The sequence below is a fragment of the Thermodesulfobacterium hydrogeniphilum genome, assembly GCF_000746255.1.
In the GTDB taxonomy this organism is placed as follows: domain Bacteria; phylum Desulfobacterota; class Thermodesulfobacteria; order Thermodesulfobacteriales; family Thermodesulfobacteriaceae; genus Thermodesulfobacterium; species Thermodesulfobacterium hydrogeniphilum.
In genome coordinates this window covers 121,868-140,927 of sequence record NZ_JQKW01000007.1, presented here as the reverse complement: position 1 = coordinate 140,927, position 19,060 = coordinate 121,868, and the positions used below count along the sequence as shown (strand labels likewise).

At 30.9% G+C, this 19,060-nt stretch carries 21 protein-coding genes; all 21 read right to left on the bottom strand.

Going from position 1 to position 19,060, the window contains the following annotated elements; genetic code table 11:
• Nucleotides 1-73 precede the first annotated feature (73 nt).
• Nucleotides 74-772: a YggS family pyridoxal phosphate-dependent enzyme gene (locus CC87_RS03060; protein ID WP_051920483.1), complete on the bottom strand. Its 699-nt coding sequence runs from the start codon at nt 770-772 to the stop codon at nt 74-76.
• A complete protein-coding gene (locus CC87_RS03055; protein WP_038056023.1) occupies nt 759-1,334 on the bottom strand; it encodes a 5-formyltetrahydrofolate cyclo-ligase in 576 nt (191 codons plus the stop codon). Before CC87_RS03055 ends, CC87_RS03060 begins: the two co-directional genes overlap by 14 nt.
• A gap of 360 nt (nt 1,335-1,694) precedes the next feature.
• The gene (locus tag CC87_RS03050; RefSeq protein WP_038056020.1) at nt 1,695-2,123 is read right to left on the bottom strand and encodes a F0F1 ATP synthase subunit epsilon; all 429 of its coding nucleotides are present in this window, start codon (nt 2,121-2,123) and stop codon (nt 1,695-1,697) included.
• Nucleotides 2,124-2,134: 11 nt separating this feature from the next.
• On the bottom strand, nt 2,135-3,556 hold the full coding sequence (gene atpD / locus CC87_RS03045; protein WP_038056019.1) for a F0F1 ATP synthase subunit beta: 1,422 nt from the start codon (nt 3,554-3,556) through the stop codon (nt 2,135-2,137).
• A 43-nt stretch (nt 3,557-3,599) separates the two neighbouring features.
• Nucleotides 3,600-4,487, bottom strand: a complete 888-nt coding sequence (gene atpG, locus CC87_RS03040) for an ATP synthase F1 subunit gamma (protein WP_038056017.1) — start codon at nt 4,485-4,487, stop codon at nt 3,600-3,602.
• A 46-nt stretch (nt 4,488-4,533) separates the two neighbouring features.
• Nucleotides 4,534-6,078: a F0F1 ATP synthase subunit alpha gene (gene atpA, locus CC87_RS03035; protein ID WP_038056015.1), complete on the bottom strand. Its 1,545-nt coding sequence runs from the start codon at nt 6,076-6,078 to the stop codon at nt 4,534-4,536.
• Complete coding sequence (atpH, locus tag CC87_RS03030) at nt 6,079-6,627, bottom strand: ATP synthase F1 subunit delta (RefSeq protein WP_038056012.1); 549 nt, start codon at nt 6,625-6,627, stop codon at nt 6,079-6,081.
• Nucleotides 6,624-7,220, bottom strand: coding sequence for a F0F1 ATP synthase subunit B (gene atpF, locus CC87_RS03025; protein WP_038056009.1), 597 nt, complete (start codon nt 7,218-7,220; stop codon nt 6,624-6,626). The genes atpH and atpF overlap by 4 nt, the downstream gene beginning before the upstream one ends.
• Nucleotides 7,217-7,642: a F0F1 ATP synthase subunit B family protein gene (locus CC87_RS03020; protein WP_038056008.1), complete on the bottom strand. Its 426-nt coding sequence runs from the start codon at nt 7,640-7,642 to the stop codon at nt 7,217-7,219. Before CC87_RS03020 ends, atpF begins: the two co-directional genes overlap by 4 nt.
• A gap of 111 nt (nt 7,643-7,753) precedes the next feature.
• Nucleotides 7,754-8,848, bottom strand: a complete 1,095-nt coding sequence (locus CC87_RS03015) for an FtsW/RodA/SpoVE family cell cycle protein (protein ID WP_038056007.1) — start codon at nt 8,846-8,848, stop codon at nt 7,754-7,756.
• 8 nt (nt 8,849-8,856) lie between these two features.
• A complete protein-coding gene (mrdA, locus tag CC87_RS03010; RefSeq protein WP_051920481.1) occupies nt 8,857-10,719 on the bottom strand; it encodes a penicillin-binding protein 2 in 1,863 nt (620 codons plus the stop codon).
• Nucleotides 10,706-11,212 (bottom strand): hypothetical protein, encoded by a 507-nt coding sequence (locus tag CC87_RS03005; RefSeq protein ID WP_038056005.1) that lies wholly within the window; start codon nt 11,210-11,212, stop codon nt 10,706-10,708. Before CC87_RS03005 ends, mrdA begins: the two co-directional genes overlap by 14 nt.
• Before the next feature lie 2 nt (nt 11,213-11,214).
• On the bottom strand, nt 11,215-12,036 hold the full coding sequence (gene mreC / locus CC87_RS03000) for a rod shape-determining protein MreC (RefSeq protein WP_156955568.1): 822 nt from the start codon (nt 12,034-12,036) through the stop codon (nt 11,215-11,217).
• A gap of 25 nt (nt 12,037-12,061) precedes the next feature.
• Entirely contained in the window at nt 12,062-13,456 is a 1,395-nt protein-coding gene (thrC, locus tag CC87_RS02995) for a threonine synthase (protein WP_038056000.1), read from the bottom strand.
• 10 nt (nt 13,457-13,466) lie between these two features.
• Nucleotides 13,467-13,685, bottom strand: a complete 219-nt coding sequence (locus tag CC87_RS02990; protein WP_038055998.1) for a hypothetical protein — start codon at nt 13,683-13,685, stop codon at nt 13,467-13,469.
• A 15-nt stretch (nt 13,686-13,700) separates the two neighbouring features.
• Entirely contained in the window at nt 13,701-13,946 is a 246-nt protein-coding gene (locus CC87_RS02985; RefSeq protein WP_038055995.1) for a DUF2703 domain-containing protein, read from the bottom strand.
• Nucleotides 13,921-14,091: a DUF2703 domain-containing protein gene (locus CC87_RS08850; RefSeq protein WP_084222173.1), complete on the bottom strand. Its 171-nt coding sequence runs from the start codon at nt 14,089-14,091 to the stop codon at nt 13,921-13,923. Before CC87_RS08850 ends, CC87_RS02985 begins: the two co-directional genes overlap by 26 nt.
• A 20-nt stretch (nt 14,092-14,111) precedes the next feature.
• Nucleotides 14,112-14,873: an MBL fold metallo-hydrolase gene (locus CC87_RS02980; RefSeq protein ID WP_038055992.1), complete on the bottom strand. Its 762-nt coding sequence runs from the start codon at nt 14,871-14,873 to the stop codon at nt 14,112-14,114.
• Entirely contained in the window at nt 14,870-16,408 is a 1,539-nt protein-coding gene (locus CC87_RS02975; protein WP_038055989.1) for a tetratricopeptide repeat protein, read from the bottom strand. The genes CC87_RS02980 and CC87_RS02975 overlap by 4 nt, the downstream gene beginning before the upstream one ends.
• The gene (gene selA, locus CC87_RS02970) at nt 16,386-17,768 is read right to left on the bottom strand and encodes an L-seryl-tRNA(Sec) selenium transferase (RefSeq protein WP_038055986.1); all 1,383 of its coding nucleotides are present in this window, start codon (nt 17,766-17,768) and stop codon (nt 16,386-16,388) included. Before selA ends, CC87_RS02975 begins: the two co-directional genes overlap by 23 nt.
• The gene (locus CC87_RS02965) at nt 17,768-18,973 is read right to left on the bottom strand and encodes an aminotransferase class I/II-fold pyridoxal phosphate-dependent enzyme (protein WP_038055984.1); all 1,206 of its coding nucleotides are present in this window, start codon (nt 18,971-18,973) and stop codon (nt 17,768-17,770) included. The genes selA and CC87_RS02965 overlap by 1 nt, the downstream gene beginning before the upstream one ends.
• Nucleotides 18,974-19,060: the final 87 nt, after the last annotated feature.

The window sequence follows — 19,060 nt, the reverse complement described above, 5'->3', positions numbered from 1 at the left end:
CCAACCCAAGATAAAAGCAGAAAGAAAAATAAAAATTAAACTATTTTTTTCATAGAATATACTATTTAATATATTATTCCCTTTTTCCAAAAAGGGCTTCTCCAATCCTTATAATCGTAGCTCCCTCTTCTATAGCTACTACATAGTCGTTAGTTGTGCCCATGGAAAGCTCTGTAAAATCTTCATTCATGTAAGGCTTAAGCTTCTCAAACAGATTTCTCATTTTTATAAAATAAGGGCGAGCTTCTTCAGGATTTTCTTTATAAGGAGGCAAACACATAAGTCCTTTTATTTTAATTCTATCAAAATTTTTTACTTCCTGAATAAATTCTTCAAGCTTATCTGGTAAAATTCCGGCTTTGGTGAGCTCTTCTCCAATATTTACTTCTATAAAAACTGGAACCACAAGATCCAGTTTTTTAGCGTATTTTTGTATAGTCTTAGCAAGCTCAATTCTATCAAGTGTTTCAATAAGACTAAAAAGTTTAAGAGCTTTTTTTACTTTATTTGTTTGGAGTCTTCCAATAAAATGCCATTCTATAGAAAAGTCTTTTAATTCTTTTATCTTTTTTTCAGCTTCTTGCACATAATTTTCTCCAAAGAGTTTTATTCCCAATTCATAAACTATCTTAATTTTTTCTACAGACTGCTTTTTAGAAGCTCCAAGTATTTTTATTTTTCCTGAATCTATTCCTGCTTTTTGACAGGCTTTTTCTATGTTTTCTTTTATTCTATAAAAATTTTCTTTAATAAATTTCTTAATATCTTCCATTTATAATCTCCTTTTCAGTAATTATTAAATCTAATTTTTGATCATGTGGTTCCAAAGGAAGGGTATCAAAAATTTGGAAAGAAAAAGCAACTCCAATTTTAAAAGCTTTGGTCTTGGCAAGCACTTTATCATAAAATCCTCCTCCATAACCTATTCTACCTTTTTTCATATCAAAGGCAACTCCTGGCACAAAAATAAGCTCAAGTTTTTTTATATCAATCTCTGGATTTTGATAAGGAGGTTCTAATATATTAAACGACCCAGGTATAAGGTCTGAAAAAGAAAAAATTTGATGAAATGTAAGAATCCTTTCCTGCAGATGAGTTTTTGGTAAAAAAATCTTTTTTCCTTCTAAAAAAGCTCTTCCTATTAAGATTTTTAAATCTACCTCTCCTGCTTTTGCAAAATAAAAAGCAATATAAGTACTTTTTTTATAAACAGAAAGTTCCGCAATTTTTCTGCAGATTTCCTTACTCCATTTATTTAGTAATTCCAAAGAATGTTTTTTTCGTAAAGCATAAATCAACTTTCTTATTTCTTTTTTAGAAAAATTTTTTTTCATTTTTGATTTTTTAAAATTTCTGATATCAATTTTTAAATTTTAATCTTAATTCTAAGCAAGACAACAGTGATGGTGAATTTGAAAAATTTATTTACTCATTCATTTAGAACTTTTAAAGTTTAATTAAAAAAATATGATATACTCATTTTTAATAAAAATTGAATAATATTGCTTACTCTCAAGTTTTTAATGTTAGAATGAGATAAGTATAAAGCTGGTAATCATATTGGAATTTGCAATTATACTAAAAATGTTTCAAAATTTCGCATAGAATTACAATTATCAAAAATCTTAAAAAGATAAAACGCCCCCCAAAATGGGGGCTCAAAATTCTTCACTTTAAAAAAATGAAAAATCTTTTTATCTTGGAGTTCCTGCCTTTCCTTTTTCGGCAACCAATAATCTGGTTAAAGCTCTCTGAAGAGCAGCTCTTGCTCTGGCATAATCAATCTTTTCAGCCTGAGCTGCATATTGTTGAAGTCTTTTCTCAGCCCTTTCTTTTGCTTTCAATGCTCTTTCTACATCTATTTCCCAAGCCCGCTCTGCAGCTTCTACCAGAAAAGTTATTTTATTATTTGAAACTTCGCAAAAACCACCGCTTATAGCTACCCATTCTTCCTTACCATCTACTTTATAATGCAAAGGGCCTATCTTAACTGCAGCTACCATAGGTGCATGATTAGCAAGCACACCAAATTCACCAGCTACACCAGGAGCAGTTACTATATCAACTTCCTCACTAACTACTACCCTATCTGGGGTTATTATTTCAAGTAAAATCTTAGCCATTTAACCCTCCGTTAGCCCTCCATTAACTTCTTAGCTTTTTCTACAGCTTCTTCTATAGTTCCAACCATATAGAAAGCCTGTTCAGGCAAGTCATCATATTTACCTTCTAAAATTTCTTTAAATCCTCTAATAGTATCTTCAAGTTTTACATACTTTCCAGGAAGCCCTGTGAACTGTTCAGCTACATGGAAGGGCTGTGAGAGATATCTCTGAACTTTTCTTGCACGGGCAACAATAAGTTTATCTTCCTCAGAAAGTTCTTCTACACCAAGAATTGCAATAATATCTTGAAGATCTTTATACCTCTGTAATACCTGCTGAACCTGACGAGCTACACTATAATGCTCCCACCCAATAACATTAGGATCTAAAATACGAGACTGAGAATCTAATGGGTCAACTGCTGGATAAAGACCAAGCTCTGCAATCTGTCTTGATAAAACGACTGTTCCATCAAGGTGAGCAAATGTAGTAGCTGGTGCTGGGTCTGTTAAGTCGTCTGCAGGAACATAAACACACTGAACGGAGGTAATAGATCCTTTAGTGGTAGATGTAATTCTTTCCTGTAAAGCACCAATGTCTGTAGCAAGTGTAGGCTGATATCCAACTGCAGAAGGCATTCTTCCTAAAAGCGCTGAAACTTCCTGGTTAGCCTGAGTAAAACGATAAATGTTATCAATAAAGAGAAGCACGTCTTGACCTTCTTCATCTCTAAAATATTCTGCTAAGGATACTGCTGTATGAGCAACTCTTGCACGATGCCCAGGAGTTTCATTCATCTGTCCATAAACAAGTGCTGCTTTATCAATAACTCCAGATGACTTCATCTCTAAATACAATTCATTTCCTTCACGGGTTCTCTCTCCAGCTCCGCAGAAAACTGAAATACCTCCGTGCTCCATAGCAATGTTATGAATCATTTCCATCATAACAACTGTCTTACCAACTCCTGCACCACCAAAGGTTCCCATCTTACCACCACGAGGGAAGGGAACCAAAAGGTCAAATACTTTAATTCCTGTTTCTAATACTTTAATAGTAACATCTTGTTCTGTAAGAGCTGGAGCTGGTCTGAAAATAGGATAATATTTATCAGTCTGGATAGGACCGGCTTCATCAACAGGATCACCCACAGCATTTATAATTCTTCCTAAGGTCCCCCTTCCTACAGGAACCATAATAGGAGCACCTGTGGCCAAAACCTCTTGTCCTCTCTTTAATCCATCTGTATAATCCATAGCAATACAACGAACTACATTATCTCCTAACTGCTGAGCAACTTCTAAAACTAAATTCCATTCCCTATCGTCTATCATCGGATTGGTAACTTTTAAACAGTCTAAAACCTTAGGAACTTTTCCAGGAGGAAACTCTACGTCTACAACACATCCCATTATCTGAACTATTTTCCCTAATACTTTCTCTTCAGCCATATTTTAACCTCCCTTACTTAAACTCTTTTTTGTTCTATATTTTTTATCCTTTACTTATTGCCTCAGCTCCACCTACAATATCCATTAACTCTTTTGTAATTGTTGCTTGCCTTACTTTATTATAGAATAAAGTTAACTGTTTTACCATATCTCCACAAGCTCTATTAGCATTATCCATAGCTGTCATACGAGCTGCCTGCTCACTTACTGCTGTTTCAAGCATAGCAGCAAAAACTATAGTATTTATATAAAGTGGTAAAAGCTCAGGTAAAAGTAACTCTTCTTCAGGTTCATAAATATAAGAATATGCTGTTTTCTTTTGTTCAGCAACTTCTTCAGTAGCTTTTTCAAAACTTAAAGGTAACAATTTTTCCATCTTTGGAATTTGTTTTACTATATTAATAAAATATCCATAAATTATATAAACTTCATCCCATTCCTGAGAAAGAAAAGCCATCATAGCCGAACGAGCAATCTTACGAGCATCCTGCATTAAAACCTTACCCATAACATCAGTATACACCTCTTTTACTGTAGCTCTCTTTGAAAAATATTGAACTCCTTTTTTACCTACACAAATTAATTCTACCTCTTTTCCTTCTTTTTTAAATTTAGCTATAGCTTTTTCAGCTTCTTTTATTAACATAGCATTAAAAGCTCCACATAACCCTCTGTCAGCCGTTATTAAAATAATCCCTACTTTTTTAACTTCTCTCACTTGTAAAAGCTCTATTCTTTGAGCATTAATTCCTCCGGAACTTAATAAATCTGCAATAACCTCTTCAAATTTATTTCTGTACGGACGGAAACCCTCTAATCTCCCTTGGATAGAACGTAATTTAGCAGAAGCCACCATATTCATGGCTTTAGTAATCTGACCAATTTTCTTAACTGCCTCTATCTTCTTCCTAATATCTCTTAAACTTGGCATCCTATCCCCCTCTATTTAAAACCAAATCTATAATCTATTCATCCATTTATGGAACAGGCACTGGTTCTATATTGTTATTTTTCTTAAACTGCTCATTAAATTCTGTTAACGCCTTTTTCATCTTTTCTTCTAATTCAGGACTAATCTCTTTCTTTTCTTTAATCTCTTTATAAATTTCAGGATATTTACTTTCAATAAATTCATAAAGTTCTCTCTCATATTGTCCTAAAACTTCTAAAGGCATCTCATCTAAAAATCCTCTGGTTCCTGCAAAAAGAATACAAATTTCTTTTTCTACAGGTAATGGTTGATATTGAGGTTGTTTAAGAATTTCTACTAAACGAGCTCCTCTATGTAAAACTCTTTGTGTAGCTTTATCAAGTTCAGATCCAAACTGAGCAAAAGCTGCTAATTCTCTGTACTGGGCTAATTCAAGTCTTAATCTACCTGCAACCTGTTTCATAGCTTTAATCTGAGCAGCACCACCAACTCGAGAAACCGAAAGACCAACATTAATAGCAGGACGAATACCAGCAAAGAATAAACCAGGCTCTAAATAAATCTGTCCATCAGTAATAGAAATAACATTAGTAGGAATATATGCAGATACGTCACCCTGCAAAGTTTCAACAATAGGCAAAGCTGTTAAAGATCCACCACCATATTTATCATCTAATTTAGCAGCTCTTTCCAAAAGTCTGGAGTGATTATAAAAAATATCTCCAGGATAAGCTTCACGTCCTGGAGGCCTTCTTAAAAGAAGTGAAATTTCACGGTATTCTGCAGCCTGTTTAGATAAATCATCGTAAATAATCAAAGCATGTCTACCTGTATCTCTAAAATACTCACCAATAGCACATCCAGAATAAGGAGCAATCCACTGAAGTGCTGCAGAGTCAGAAGCACAAGCTGCAACTACTGTAGTATATTCCATAGCTCCATATCTACGCAAAGTCTCAACAATCTGAGCCACTGTAGATCTTTTTTGACCTATAGCTACATAAATACAATAAACATCTGAATCTTTTTGCGCTAAAATAGCATCAATTCCTATAGCAGTTTTACCAGTCTGTCTGTCACCGAGAATTAACTCTCTCTGACCTCTTCCAATAGGAGTCATAGCATCAATAGCCTTTATACCAGTATACATAGGTTCATTAACAGGCTTTCTTTGAATAATACCAGGAGCTTTAATCTCAATTCTCCTATACTCCTTAGCCTGAATAGGTCCTTTTCCATCCAAAGGTCTTCCTACAGGATCTATAACTCTTCCTATAACTGCTTCTCCTACAGGAATAGACGCAACTCTTCCAGTTCTTTTAGCAGTATCTCCTTCCTGAATTTTTGTATAATCTCCCATAATAGGAATACCAACATTATCAAATTCTAAATTCAAAGCAATTCCTACTTCTCCACTTTCTGGAAATTCAATAAGCTCCATATATTCACAATTCCTTAATCCAAAAACACGAGCAATACCGTCTCCAACAGATATAACTACTCCCATCTCATCCAAATCTATTTTTTTCTCAAATTCCTCAATCCTTTTTTTAATTAAATCGCTAAGTTCTTGTGCCTTTATTGCCTGCATTTATAGCACCTCCCCTTTTATGATTTCTTTAAATTTCGCCAATTGGGTCTTAATGGTTCCATCAAATACAAAATCCCCTATCTCAATTTTTACCCCACCTATAATACTATCATCAACTTTGGATTCCAAAATCACTTCCTTTTTAAAATAAGCTTTTAAAGCCTCTTCAAGTTCCTTCTTTTCTTCTTCACTTAAAGGAAAAGCAGTAATAACTATTCCACGAGCAATATTCAATTCTTCATCAAGTAATCTCTGATACATCTCTACAATTTCTTCAATAAATTGTATTCTCCTTCTTTCTATCAGAAGTTTTAAAAATCTCTCAACTTCTGGGGCCACCTCTACAGCTTTTAAAACCTCATTTATAATCTCCATCTTTAAATCTGGAGGATAAATAGGATTCTGTAAAGCTGCTAATACTTCTGGCATTTCATTTAATAAATCTTTTATCTGCTTTAATTGTTCCCCAAACTCTTTAGTTTTACCTAATTCCTTAGCTGCATTAAAAAGACCCTTAGCATACTTGAGTGCTATCACCAGTCCTCTCAATGGAGTACCCTCCCTTTAATTTCATTTATAAATTCTTTAAAAATTCTTTTTTGGTCTTCTTCATTAATATTTTTTCTAAGAATTTCCTCTGCTAATTTTACTGAAGCTTCAGCAGCTTCCTCTGCTAAAACTTTTTTGGCTTTCTCAATCTCCTGCTGAATATATAATTCAGCTTGTTGCTTAATTCTTTCTGCTTGAGCCTCTGCCTCAGCTATAATCCTCTCTTTCTCTTTTATACCCTGCTCTACATAGTTTTGATAGATGGCTTCTGCTTCTTTTTCTAAATTTTTAACCTTTTCTTGAAGTTCTATATATTTAGCCTCCGCCTCTTTTTTCTTTTCTAAAAGTTCATTATATTGCTTTAATAAATTTTCACGACGATTTCTAAACATATCAGCAACAGGCTTTCTCGCATACTTATAAAGAATTAATACTAACGCTATAAAATTCAGTGTAAACCAAATAAAATTCCTAATCTGTTCAGGCGTTACTCCTCCATGATGCTCTTCTCCTGTCTCAGCTCCCCAAACCTTAGCAACCCCTAAAATTATTAAAAATAAAACAAAAATAAAAAGATCTTTTGACCTTCTCATACCTTCCTCCCTAATACTCTTTCAACAATAAGTGAAGCAAACATCTCTATATTACTCTGAATCTGTTTTCTTACTCCCTCCAACTGTTTTGCAAATTCTTGAGCCCATTTTGCTTTATATTCTTCTACCTCCTTCATAACCTTAGCCAAAAGCTCCTTTTCTACTTTACGAGCTTCTTCTTTTAAAAGCTCCCTTTTGCGAACCCCCTCTTCTCGAGCCTTAGCTAAAGCCTCTTCATATTTTCTAACAGTCTCTTCTGCTGAAGCTAATAATTCCTGAGTTTCTCTTTCTAAAGATTGAAAATGAGCCTCTCTTTCTTTTATATAAGACATAACAGGTTTAATCAAAATTTGATACAAAATAAAAGTCAAAAGCAAAGCCTCTATTATTTGGATAATAAGAGTTATATCAAGATTTATCATCGCTAACCCCACTCCTTTATTTTAAAATTTATCCCTTATTTATTTCTTAAAGCTACATTTGTATTATAAATTCATAAAAAGTCAAGTTTTAAAAATATATAAAAAACTAAACTATTTAAAGAAATAACGCCTTAAAGCAATATTAAAAAGCAAAGATAGCAAAATATAAAGAGAAATGAGGTAAGATCCACCATAACTAAGAAAAGGAAATGGAATCCCTGTCATAGGTAAAATCCCTGTAATCCCACCTACATTAAAAAATATCTGCCAACTTAAAATCAAAACCACACCAAGGCTTATATATTTTCCTAACCAATCTTTTGCTGTTTGAGATACCTTTAAAGCAAAAAATAAAAAAGAGCCATATAAAAAGAAAAAAATACTTGCTCCTAAAAAACCCCAAGTTTCACACCAAACCGCAAAAGCTAAATCAGTATGTTTAGCTGGAATGTAATTTAATCTTGTAGACCATCCTTTCTTAAATCCATGACCAAATAAACCTCCTGAACCTATGGCTATAAGAGATTGGTTTAACTGATAACCCCAAGTTTTAGCATATTTTTCAGGATATAAGTAGCCATAAATTCTACCTTTTTGATAAGGTTTTAAATGCTTCCAACCTATTGGAATAACTACAGCTCCTATTATTACTACACTTAAAAAAATAGTAATAAGCACTTTGCGCTCAATTCCTATGAATATTAAATAAGTAAAAAACATAAAACCCATTACCAAACTATATTCCAAATGGTTTCTCATAACCAAAATAAGCGGCACACCTAAAATTATTAAAAGTTTTATAAGAACTCTTTTGCTAAGATATGGAGAAGCTTCCAAAGAAGCTATATACCCTATAATAAAAACCAAAAGAGGTTTTAAAAATTCTGAAGGCTGAAAATTAAAAAAACCCAAATTTAACCAGCGTTTTTTCAAAAAAAACATAACAAGTAAAATAAAATTTAAAAATAAATAGATATACCATACCAATCTAAAAGAAAGGGTTCTATAATCTATAAAAAAAGTCAAAATTACAAAAATTGTTAATCCTAATACATGCCAAGTTAAAGTTTTAAAAAAGAAGGTTAATCCATCTCCCATACCTAACTGATTTAAAAGTCCACAACTTATTAAAAGAAATAAAAATAAAAATCCACTCCAATTTTCTTTTAAAGCGTTTAGAAAACTTTTATTTTTTCTCCATCTCATTTTTAGCTCTATTGATCTTTCTTTTGAAATCCATTTATAGAATCAGAAAATTCATTTATATTGAAATAAGCTTTGTAAATTTCACGAGCAATAGGAGCTGCAGAAGAACCTCCATGCCCTCCATGTTCTATAAATACAACAGTCACAATTTCGGGTTTGTCTCTCCCTGCATAACTAACAAACCAAGCATGGTATTCCAAACGAGAATTCTTGGAAGTTACCTGTGCTGTACCTGTTTTTCCAGCTACTAACAATTCCGGAATAAAAGCTTCCTTTCCAGTTCCTGATTTAACAGCTTCTATAAGCCCTCTTCTTATCCAAGATAAATATCGTGGATTAATATTTATCTTTCTCTCAATCACAGGATTAAATTTTATGGTTTTACCTCTTAAATCTTTTATTGCTTTAACCAAATAAGCCTTATAAAGATATCCTCCGTTAGCTATAACCATATATAATCTGACTAATTGTATAGGTGTAACAAGTAAATCTCCTTGGCCTATACTTGTATTTATTGTATCCCCTGGATACCAAGGCTCTTTTTTGTTCTTTATCTTCCATTCTCTATCAGGAACCAGACCTTCTTTTTCTTCAGGCCAATTTAAAACTTTTTCACCTAACCCCAATTTCCTGCTAAATTTTGCTAAATAATCTATATCCAACTTAGTAGCTATATTATAAAAATATACATCGCAGGATTCTGAAATAGCTTTTATTAAATTAACATTACCATGTCCTTTAAATTTCCAACATCTAAATATTCTTTTTCCATATTTAAAAAACCCAGGGCAAAAGTAAGTTTGACTAATATCTTTTATAATACCGTTTTGTAGAGCAGCCAAAGCTGTAACAACCTTATAAGTAGAACCAGGCGGATAAGCACTCAAAGCCCTGTTTAAGAAAGGTTTTTTCTTGGATAAAATCACCCTTTTCCATTCCTTGGGGTTAAATCCCTCTACAAATTTTTGAGGATTAAGAGAAGGACTGCTTACCATAGCCAAAATTGCTCCATTTTCAGGAGATAAAGCTACTATAGCACCTCTTTTTCCTTTTAAAAGCTTATAAGCCTCCATTTGTAACTTATGATTTATAGTCAGAATTAAATCTTTTCCAGGTATAGGTTTGTGCCTTGCTACTATCCTACCTAAACGTCCATAAGCATCTCTTTCAATCTCTATAAACCCGTTCTTTCCTTTTAAATAACTTTCATAAGCTTTTTCTATACCTCTTTTACCTATAAAATCTTCTATAGAATATCCTTTATCTTTTAATCTAAGATATTCTTTTTTGGTAATCCTTGAAACATATCCAATTAAATGAAAATAAATATCTTTATAAGGATAATATCTTTCTGATTCAACCTCTACTATAACTCCAGGTAAGTAATAAAGCCTTACCATTATTTTAGCTATTTCATCCCATCTTAAATCTTTTTTCAATAAAACCCTACCCCAACATTTCTTTTTTTCTAAATAATATTTCTCTTTTAAATTTCCTAAGTCTTCTCCCAAAAGTTTGCTAAGTTTATACAAAATTTCATCTTCTTTATTTTTGATAACATTCACATCTACATAAAGCTGAAATACTGCTTTATTAGTAGCAACTATTACACCATCTGAAGTAATAATCTGACCCCTGGGGGCTTTTACTACATAAGTTACTATAGATCTTTCCTTAGCTTTTTTATAATAATATCCATGTCTTATAATCTGAAGATAAAAAATTCTACCCCAAAGAATTAGAAAAATAACTAATATCAAAGCTTTAGCCCAAGCTATTCTATTTTCCCAAAAATAAGCTTTTAAAATCTTTTGCTTAGCTTCTTTAAAATCTCTTATTAAAAATTTTTCTATGTCCTTATCTTTTTTCATCTTCTTTATTCAACAGGCTCTTCAAAATGCGATAAAAAATTAAAATCCATAATAAGGTTATTGTTAAATAATAAATATTTTTTATTATAATATTTTCAATTATTTCCCAATCTATAGGTGCATCTAACCGATAAAAATATATTAAATTTTGAAATGTTAAAAATAAAAGTATATTAACTAACCACCAATATAATCTAGTTTTAGAAATCTCTAATTGTAAAATTGTTTTTAGTTTTTTCCATATCAATAAAATTGATAAAAAATATAAACTTGTTAAGAATTCTAAATTATTATCTAATCCAGTTATATAGCCTAATATAAAAAGAAAAAAATATAAACATAAACCTGAATCTACAAAAGTTAAAGTAGCTATAGCTAAGGAAAAAAGAATATTTCCAGGATAAACTAAAAAAAAATTAGTAAAAAAAATTTTAGCAAACAAAGACAGAAAAAATAAAGGTAAAAATATAAAAACAAAATCTTTAAAATTCATTATTATAATGGTATTTCAGGAATTTTTAAAAGTACAAAAACCAAATCTAAATTATGAAAATCTACTAAGGGTGCTACTTCTGCCAATTTAAAAACGGCTTGTGATGGATCCCTTCCAACTCTAATTACTTTACCTACTAACAAACCCTTAGGAAATAAAGCATCTTGTCCTGAGGTTATTACTTCATCTCCTGGTTTTACATCCGCTGTAGATGGTAAATATTGTAAATCACAATACTTCTCGGCTTTTCCTTTTAAAATTCCTCTATCTCCTGTTCTTATAATCTTTACATCTGCAGCAAAAGAAGGATGGGTTAAAAGTATCACTTTACTCCAACTTTTATAAACCTCTACTACTTGCCCTATTAATGCTACAGCTTCACCACCTGCAGCAGCTAAAACTGGCATTTGAGGCATAATACCATTTTTACTACCTTTATCTATAAAAATTATTCCAGAAAAGGGATCTAATGGTTTATAAATAACTTGAGCTGCAACTTTAGGGTATTTAAGATTAAATGAAATTTTGTAAAAATTTTCTAATTTCTTATAAATTCTTTCTCTTTCTTTATATTGAGCAAGTTGAGATTTTAATATTAAAACTTCCTGTTTTAACCTTTCATTATCCTTTTTTAAATTAATTAAAAAAAGATAATGTTCAAAAAAACTGCGGCTTTCACTCCCTGAAAAGGAAATTCCTTTCCATATAGGTTTTAAACCAAAACCTAAAATCTCATTTATAAAATTGGATCTATTTACAATATACCATAAGCCACTTATTAAAAATAATAATATTATTCCTATCCACAATCTATTAAATTTCATAAGAACTTTCAAAAAATAATTTTATTTATTGAATAGCCTTTTGATTAATAAACTCTTTTACCTTTTCTATATCAGCTGGTAATACTTCATATCTCTGAGGAAGACTAAAGAATTTCTCAATCTCTTCTGGAAGATCAATTTCAAAACCCAAAGCTTTACTCACTGTATCTGGAAATTTTGCTGGATGCGCAGTAGCTAAACAAATCATAGGATAATTCTCTTTAAATCTAAAACCTGCTCTTACTCCCACTGCTGTATGAGGATCTAAAATATAACCAGTTTTTTCATAAAAATCTTTGATCATTTTATAAGTTTCTTTTTCTGTAACCCTTTCAGAAAAAAAATCCTCCTGCACACGCTTTATTTCTTCTTCAGAAAATTTCAAAGCTTTTTCTTTAACAAATTTTTCCATAGCCTCTTTAACTTTATTTGAGTCTTCATTATAAAAATAATAAAGATATCTTTCAAAATTGCTGGCAATCTGAATATCCATAGAAGGGCTGATAGTAGGTTTAACTGTTGTTACAGAATAATCTCCGTAATTAACAAATCTATAAAGAATATCATTTTCATTTGTAGCTAAAATCAATTTTTCAATTCTTTTATCCCCAAGCATTCTTTTTGCTAAATACCCTGCAAAAATATCTCCGAAATTCCCTGTAGGAACAGCAATTCTTACCTGTTCCACTTTTTCTATTTCTGTTACTCTAAAATAAGCCCAGAAGTAATAAACTATTTGAGCCATTACTCTTGCCCAGTTGATAGAATTAATAGCAGTAAGATTATACTTTCTTTTAAAATTCAAATCCATAAAAATGGTCTTAACTATAGCTTGGCAATCATCAAAAGTCCCTTTAATAGCTAAATTAAAAACATTAGGATCTGCTACAGTTGTCATCATTAAAGCTTGAACTTGTGAAACCCTTTTATAGGGATGTAAAATAAAAATCGCAATATTTTTTTTACCTTTTACTCCATAAATAGCTGCTGAACCTGTATCTCCTGAGGTAGCTCCTAAAATATTTATTTTTTTACCTGTTTCTAAAAGTAGTTTTTCAAAAAGAACTCCTAAAAATTGCAAAGCTATATCCTTAAAAGCCCAAGTGGGACCATGAAAAAGCTCCAAAATATAAATATCTCCTATCTTAATTATTGGGGTAATATCTCTTGCTCTAAAATTAGCATAAGCTCTTTGAATAATTTCTATTAGCTCATTTTCAGGTATATCAGATACATAATACTTGAAAATTTCTAAAGCTAATTCTTGATAATTTAATTTCTTTAATTTTTCAATCTCTCTTTCTGAAAGTTGAGGGATTTTTTCGGGTAAAATTAATCCACCATCAGGAGCAAGACCTTCAAAGACAGTATCCTTAAATTTTATTTTTGACATTTCACCACGAGTGCTTATATATTCCATTATTTATCACCTAATATCCTTTGGTTTTTAAAATCTCTAATCTATTCCTCATTTTATCTATAAATTGACGAATATCAGCTTTAAATTCTGATAAACTCTGATGATTTTTTTGATACACTTTTAAAAGTTCATTTAACCAATACTCTATAGTTTCCCTTTCTCTTTGAGCAAGTTCCTTCTGAACTTTTTCTTTTAACTTAGCCAAAACCTTGGGATCTAAACCATCCATAATTAAAAGTTCCTCCTAATAAAGTAATTTTAAAGCTCTTTCCTTTACCCTACTTAAAATAGCTGTCACAATTAAATGTTCTGGTATTACCTCTTCATCTATTTCTTCGCAATCCTCTTGGCAAAATTTTCCACAGATATTTAAACATTTGTCTTTTTTAATCTCTACAAATTTTTCTATAGGTTGGTCATCTATTAAAATGGTATTGTTTAAATCTGGATATTCATTTATAAGTTCATAAGGTAAACTTTTTTTTCTCAAAACAAAGTTTTACTCCAAAATTTAAAAGCACTGGTTCTAATTTAAAAATAGCTTTTTCTAAATTTAAGTAAGTCTTGTTACATCTATCTATAACTTCTCCATCTCCATTCACAAATCTCTGCCAAGTAATTTTAATTATCTCCATTCTGTCTACCCCCTTTAAAATTACAAATTTATTTCCATTAAATCTTTTGCTAAAATTATTTCCCCTAAAAAACCTTTCTTTTTAAAACTCTCTAAATTTACCTTCTCACTATGAGGATAAAAATGGGTCAACACCACCCTTTTTACTTTAGCCTTTTTTGCAATATCTGCAATATCTTGAGGAGATAAATGATGTTCCACATATACTTCTTCGGAATTGGAACACTCTATAAGTAATAAATCTGCACATTTTGAAAGTTCTATCAGCTCTTCACAATAACCTGTATCTCCTGAATAAACTAAACTTTTATTTTTATATTCAAGCCTTATAGCCAAACTTTCTGGATTATGCTTTACAGGAGAAGTAAATGCTCTAAAAGGACCTATAAAAAAAGAATGACTTTTCTTTTTAGGAAGGGTATTAATTATTAATAATCCCTCTGGAGGTTCTACCCAGTTATTAAAAGCTCTTTTTAACAATTCAAAAAATATAGAAAAATCTTCAGCTGAATATAAATTGATAGGTAAGATCCTTTTATAACCCAAATTGTATCTTGTAGCAAAAAAGAAAGGAATCAAATCTGAAACGTGATCTGGATGAAAATGAGAAATAAATATAGCAGAAATGTCTTCCAATTTTTTGCCCAATTTTAAAATTTGTTTTATTACACCTGCACCGCAATCAAGCAATAGACAAAAATCTTCAGCTTCTAATAAATGCCCTGGTGCATTTCTATCTAACCGTATCCAACCTGTTCCAGAACCAAGAATTGTTAACTTCATTTTAAATTTAACCCCAGTTCTTTAGCAATTTTATCAAACTCTTTTTTATTTAAAACCCCTTTAGCCTCTTTTAATAAGATTTCGGAAACTTCTTTTTCTTTATTAAAATAAAGGTATAACCACGCCAAAAATAATAAAGTTTCTCCATCTTTATCTGGATAAGTAAAAACTTTTTTAAGATATTCAAAAGCTTTTTTATAATCTTTTTTATAAAATGCAAGTTTCCCAAGAAATATTTCTTCTTTATCTGTAAGATTCTTAACTGAATTTAAAAGTTCTTCTAACTCCTCATAAGCTTCTATATCCCAGAGAAATTTCATTAAAGATTCTCTAAATACATGATTTTCCGGCTCCAAAAGATAGGCTTTATAAAAATGAAATTTAGCTTTTTCTGTTTCTCCCTTTTTAAAATAAATTAAACCTATATTATGATGCACCATTGGATCCTCTTTTAAACATCCACAAAGTTGAGCTTTCAAAATCTTTTCTGCTTCATCCAGATCTCCCAAAGTATAATAAATTGCTGATTCACTCAATGCAAGTTCCACAGGTTGCTTGGTATATTCCTTAGCTAAGGAATAATATTTAAGGGCTTTATAAAGATCTCCCCATTCATAATAAAGGTCTCCTATCACATGATAGGTAAAACCCTCAAACATTATTATATTTTCATTATTAAGGCGTTTAGCATGTTCTAAAGCCCCTATTAAATAATTTAAAGGTGTGGCTTCTTCAGCTTTATATTTTTCCCATAAATCCTTAGTCAAAACCCCTATTTTAGCTGGTAATTTGGAAAATTTTTCTATCACTTCTATCTCTTGATAAGTTTTTCCCAAAAATAAAATTTTATCTTTTGATTTGATAAATCTTTGTGAATTATCTATAAAATTCTCTGCATCTTTAGGAATTTCATGATTAAAATCTACTAAAGCTAAAACCTCTAAGGATCCTGTTAAAAATTTGCTATTTAAATCTTCTAAAATTTTTAGATCCAAAGTTGGTAAGTACTTCTGTAAAATTTTCAAAGTTTTTTGAGAAAGATAAGAAAAATTCAGAATTTTAGATAGCTTCAACCAGTTCTCTATTTTTTCTAAATCTTGCTTATTTTTTAAAACTACCTCTATCGTCCAAAAAGACTTCCCTTTTTTCCATAAAGTTATTAATAATTTTCCAATATTACCCCATTCTAAAGGATAAAAAAATTTATCTTCCTCCAATCTAATAAAATTAAAATTTTCTAAATCTTTATAAATAACTTCTTCTGGCAATTCTATAAGATTTCCCCGAACTTCGTGATCTTCTAAAACAAATTCCAAAAATTTTTTAGAATAAATATTATTTTCTATATTTTCAATAATAAATCTTTCAGCTAAAACTAAATTAATCAAGCCATCCTTAGACTCCCTCTCATATTTTTTTAAAATTTCCTCTGTAGAATATTGAAAAAGTTCCTTCCAATTTAAACCCTTAAAAAATTCCAGCTTGCCTAAGGATGGAAGAAACCAATCTAAATTAGGAGGTTGTTTCAATTTCATTTTTAATCCTTTCAAAAGCTTTAATTATTTCTAAATAATCTTCTTTAAACAAACATCTCACATCAATTAACAAAATATCCTCATCTATCCTTACAATAATAGATGGTTTATTATCTCTTAAAATTTTCTGTAATCTTTGAGGTGAAAATTTAGAAGAATATATTCCCACAGCATAGGAAGGTAAGTCCAATGTAGGTAAAGCCCCACCTCCTGTTTTGGAAGCGGTTTCTACAATTTTAAATTCAAATTCTGGAATATTAAGTTTTTTTAATTTCTTACAGAGATTATATGCCTTTCTCTTTAATTCATCCTTAGGAGTTAAAATCATTTTTAAAACAGGAATATGTTTTACTGCCAGATTTTCATCTCTATAAAGACGCAAAGTAGCCTCAAGACCTGCCAAAGTAAGTTTATCAATTCTTAAAGCACGATTTAAAGGATTTCTTCTTATTTTTTCTATAAGCTCCTTTTTACCAAGAATAATTCCTGCTTGTGTTGCTCCAAGAAGTTTATCTCCAGAAAAAGTAACAATATCTATTCCTGCTTTTAAAACTTCTTGAACAGTGGGTTCCTTTTTATATCCATATTTAGAAAAGTCTACAAAACATCCGCTTCCTAGATCTTCCATAACAGGTAATCCGTATTTTTTACCAAGAGTGACCAACTCTTGAGTGGAAACCTCTTTAGAGAAACCTACTATAGCAAAATTACTTTTATGGACCTTTAAAAGTAAAGCTGTATTTTCTGTAATAGCATTTTCATAATCAAAAAGATGGGTCTTATTAGTAGTTCCTACTTCTTTAAGGATACACCCTGCCCATTTCATAACTTCTGGTATTCTAAATGAACCTCCAATTTCTACAAGCTCTCCACGAGAAACAATAACCTCTTTACCACATGCCAAGGTATTAAGAGAAATTAAAACTGCAGCAGCATTGTTATTAACTACCAATGCACCTTCTACTCCTGTAATTTCTTTTAAAATTTCCTCTACATGAACATACCTACTTCCTCTTTTTCCATTTTCTAAATCAAATTCTAAATTAGAGTAAAACTTAGCTATTTTAACAATTTCTTTTATAGCTTCTTCTGAAAGAGGTGATCTTCCTAAATTGGTGTGTATAACAACTCCTGTAGCATTAATAACTCTTTTTAAAGAAGGAGTTTCGTATTCCTCAAAGACTTTTTTCATTAAATTTTCTAAATAAACATCGTGCAATTTCTTTAATTCTCCTTTTTGCCATTTTTCTCTAATAATTTGAGTTACTCTGCGAGCTGGTTCTAAGAAATAGGAAATTGGATAATTGGAATAAATCTGAGAATATTTTTCTTTTAATTCGTTTACTGAAGGAATTCTCATCAGGAAGTAATTTTTTTCACAAATTTTTCAATCTTTTCTAAAGCTTTGATTAATTTCTCTTCTTCAGGAAGAAAAATAATCCGAAAATGTTTAGTTCCTGGTTTTTGTCCAAAACCACTACCATGTACCACTACGACTCCTTCTTCAAGAATAAGCCTTTTTGTGAACTCTAAATCACTTATATCTGAAATATCAATTCTTGGAAAAGCATAAAAAGCTCCCAAAGGTTTAACACAGGAAATATGTGAAATTTGGTTTAAACCATCAACGAGCAAATCTCTTCTTTTACGCAAGTCTTTAATGACCTGTTTAATATATCCATTTTCATTATTTAAAGCCTCTGGGATAGCAAATTGTAAGGGATGAGGGGCACAGAGTCGAGTCCTGGACAATTTATGGATAGCTTCTATATAATCTATTAGCATTTCTTTAGGACCTGAAATAATACCCCAGCCTATTCTAAAACCAGGAGCAAAATAATTCTTAGACAAACCATTAAAAGTAATTACAGGTATTTCATCAGTTAAAGAAGCTATAGAAATATGCTCTAAATTTTCTTCTAAAATAAACTGATCATAAATTTCATCAGAAAGAATAACTAATTGATATTTTTTAGCTATTTCTAATATTTTTTCAAGTGTTTCTTTTGAATATATAGCTCCTGTAGGATTATTAGGATTGATAATAGCTATGGCTTTAGTTTTTTTATCTATTAAAGCTTCTATATTATCTAAATCTGGTTCCCAATTGTTTTCTTCATCTAAAAAGTAAAATCTTGGCTCTATCTCAAATTTAGCCACAATAGCCTGATACAAAGGATAACACGGACAAGGCAATAAAATATTCTCTCCAGGATTTATTAAAGCTGCTATTGCAAATTCTATAGCCTCTGAAGCGCCTTGAGTGACATATATATCTAGAGGTTTAATTCCTTTTTTTAAAGCATAACTTTTAATAGCATCAACTGCCTCAGGAACGCCTACAGAATCAGAATAGGAGTTGTAGTTCTTATAAAGAGCTTCGCAAACCGCTTTTAAAATGGACTCAGGTGTTTTAAATCCATATTGAACAGGATCGCCAATATTTAAATAGATAAGCTCTTTTCCCTGCTTTTTTGCTTCTTTAGAAGCCTCTACTATATCTCTTATAGCATACTCTACATGGTAAGTTCTAAAAGCTGGATTCACTTTAAATGGGTTATTCATTTATAAATTGCCTCTTATTATAAATTAGAGTTTTATTAAAAATTATATAATTCTACCAAAAAAATATTTGTCAATCCCTTTTTGGGG

Bases quoted from the DNA above. Each gene is read 5' to 3' on its own strand.
- CC87_RS03060 (WP_051920483.1), bottom strand. From the start codon at position 772: ATGGAAGATATTAAGAAATTTATTAAAGAAAATTTTTATAGAATAAAA.
- CC87_RS03055 (WP_038056023.1), bottom strand. From the start codon at position 1,334: ATGAAAAAAAATTTTTCTAAAAAAGAAATAAGAAAGTTGATTTATGCT.
- CC87_RS03050 (WP_038056020.1), bottom strand. From the start codon at position 2,123: ATGGCTAAGATTTTACTTGAAATAATAACCCCAGATAGGGTAGTAGTT.
- atpD (WP_038056019.1), bottom strand. From the start codon at position 3,556: ATGGCTGAAGAGAAAGTATTAGGGAAAATAGTTCAGATAATGGGATGT.
- atpG (WP_038056017.1), bottom strand. From the start codon at position 4,487: ATGCCAAGTTTAAGAGATATTAGGAAGAAGATAGAGGCAGTTAAGAAA.
- atpA (WP_038056015.1), bottom strand. From the start codon at position 6,078: ATGCAGGCAATAAAGGCACAAGAACTTAGCGATTTAATTAAAAAAAGG.
- atpF (WP_038056009.1), bottom strand. From the start codon at position 7,220: ATGAGAAGGTCAAAAGATCTTTTTATTTTTGTTTTATTTTTAATAATT.
- CC87_RS03020 (WP_038056008.1), bottom strand. From the start codon at position 7,642: ATGATAAATCTTGATATAACTCTTATTATCCAAATAATAGAGGCTTTG.
- CC87_RS03015 (WP_038056007.1), bottom strand. From the start codon at position 8,848: ATGAGATGGAGAAAAAATAAAAGTTTTCTAAACGCTTTAAAAGAAAAT.
- mrdA (WP_051920481.1), bottom strand. From the start codon at position 10,719: ATGAAAAAAGATAAGGACATAGAAAAATTTTTAATAAGAGATTTTAAA.
- CC87_RS03005 (WP_038056005.1), bottom strand. From the start codon at position 11,212: ATGAATTTTAAAGATTTTGTTTTTATATTTTTACCTTTATTTTTTCTG.
- mreC (WP_156955568.1), bottom strand. From the start codon at position 12,036: ATGAAATTTAATAGATTGTGGATAGGAATAATATTATTATTTTTAATA.
- thrC (WP_038056000.1), bottom strand. From the start codon at position 13,456: ATGGAATATATAAGCACTCGTGGTGAAATGTCAAAAATAAAATTTAAG.
- CC87_RS02990 (WP_038055998.1), bottom strand. From the start codon at position 13,685: ATGGATGGTTTAGATCCCAAGGTTTTGGCTAAGTTAAAAGAAAAAGTT.
- CC87_RS08850 (WP_084222173.1), bottom strand. From the start codon at position 14,091: ATGGAGATAATTAAAATTACTTGGCAGAGATTTGTGAATGGAGATGGA.
- CC87_RS02980 (WP_038055992.1), bottom strand. From the start codon at position 14,873: ATGAAGTTAACAATTCTTGGTTCTGGAACAGGTTGGATACGGTTAGAT.
- CC87_RS02975 (WP_038055989.1), bottom strand. From the start codon at position 16,408: ATGAAATTGAAACAACCTCCTAATTTAGATTGGTTTCTTCCATCCTTA.
- selA (WP_038055986.1), bottom strand. From the start codon at position 17,768: ATGAGAATTCCTTCAGTAAACGAATTAAAAGAAAAATATTCTCAGATT.
- CC87_RS02965 (WP_038055984.1), bottom strand. From the start codon at position 18,973: ATGAATAACCCATTTAAAGTGAATCCAGCTTTTAGAACTTACCATGTA.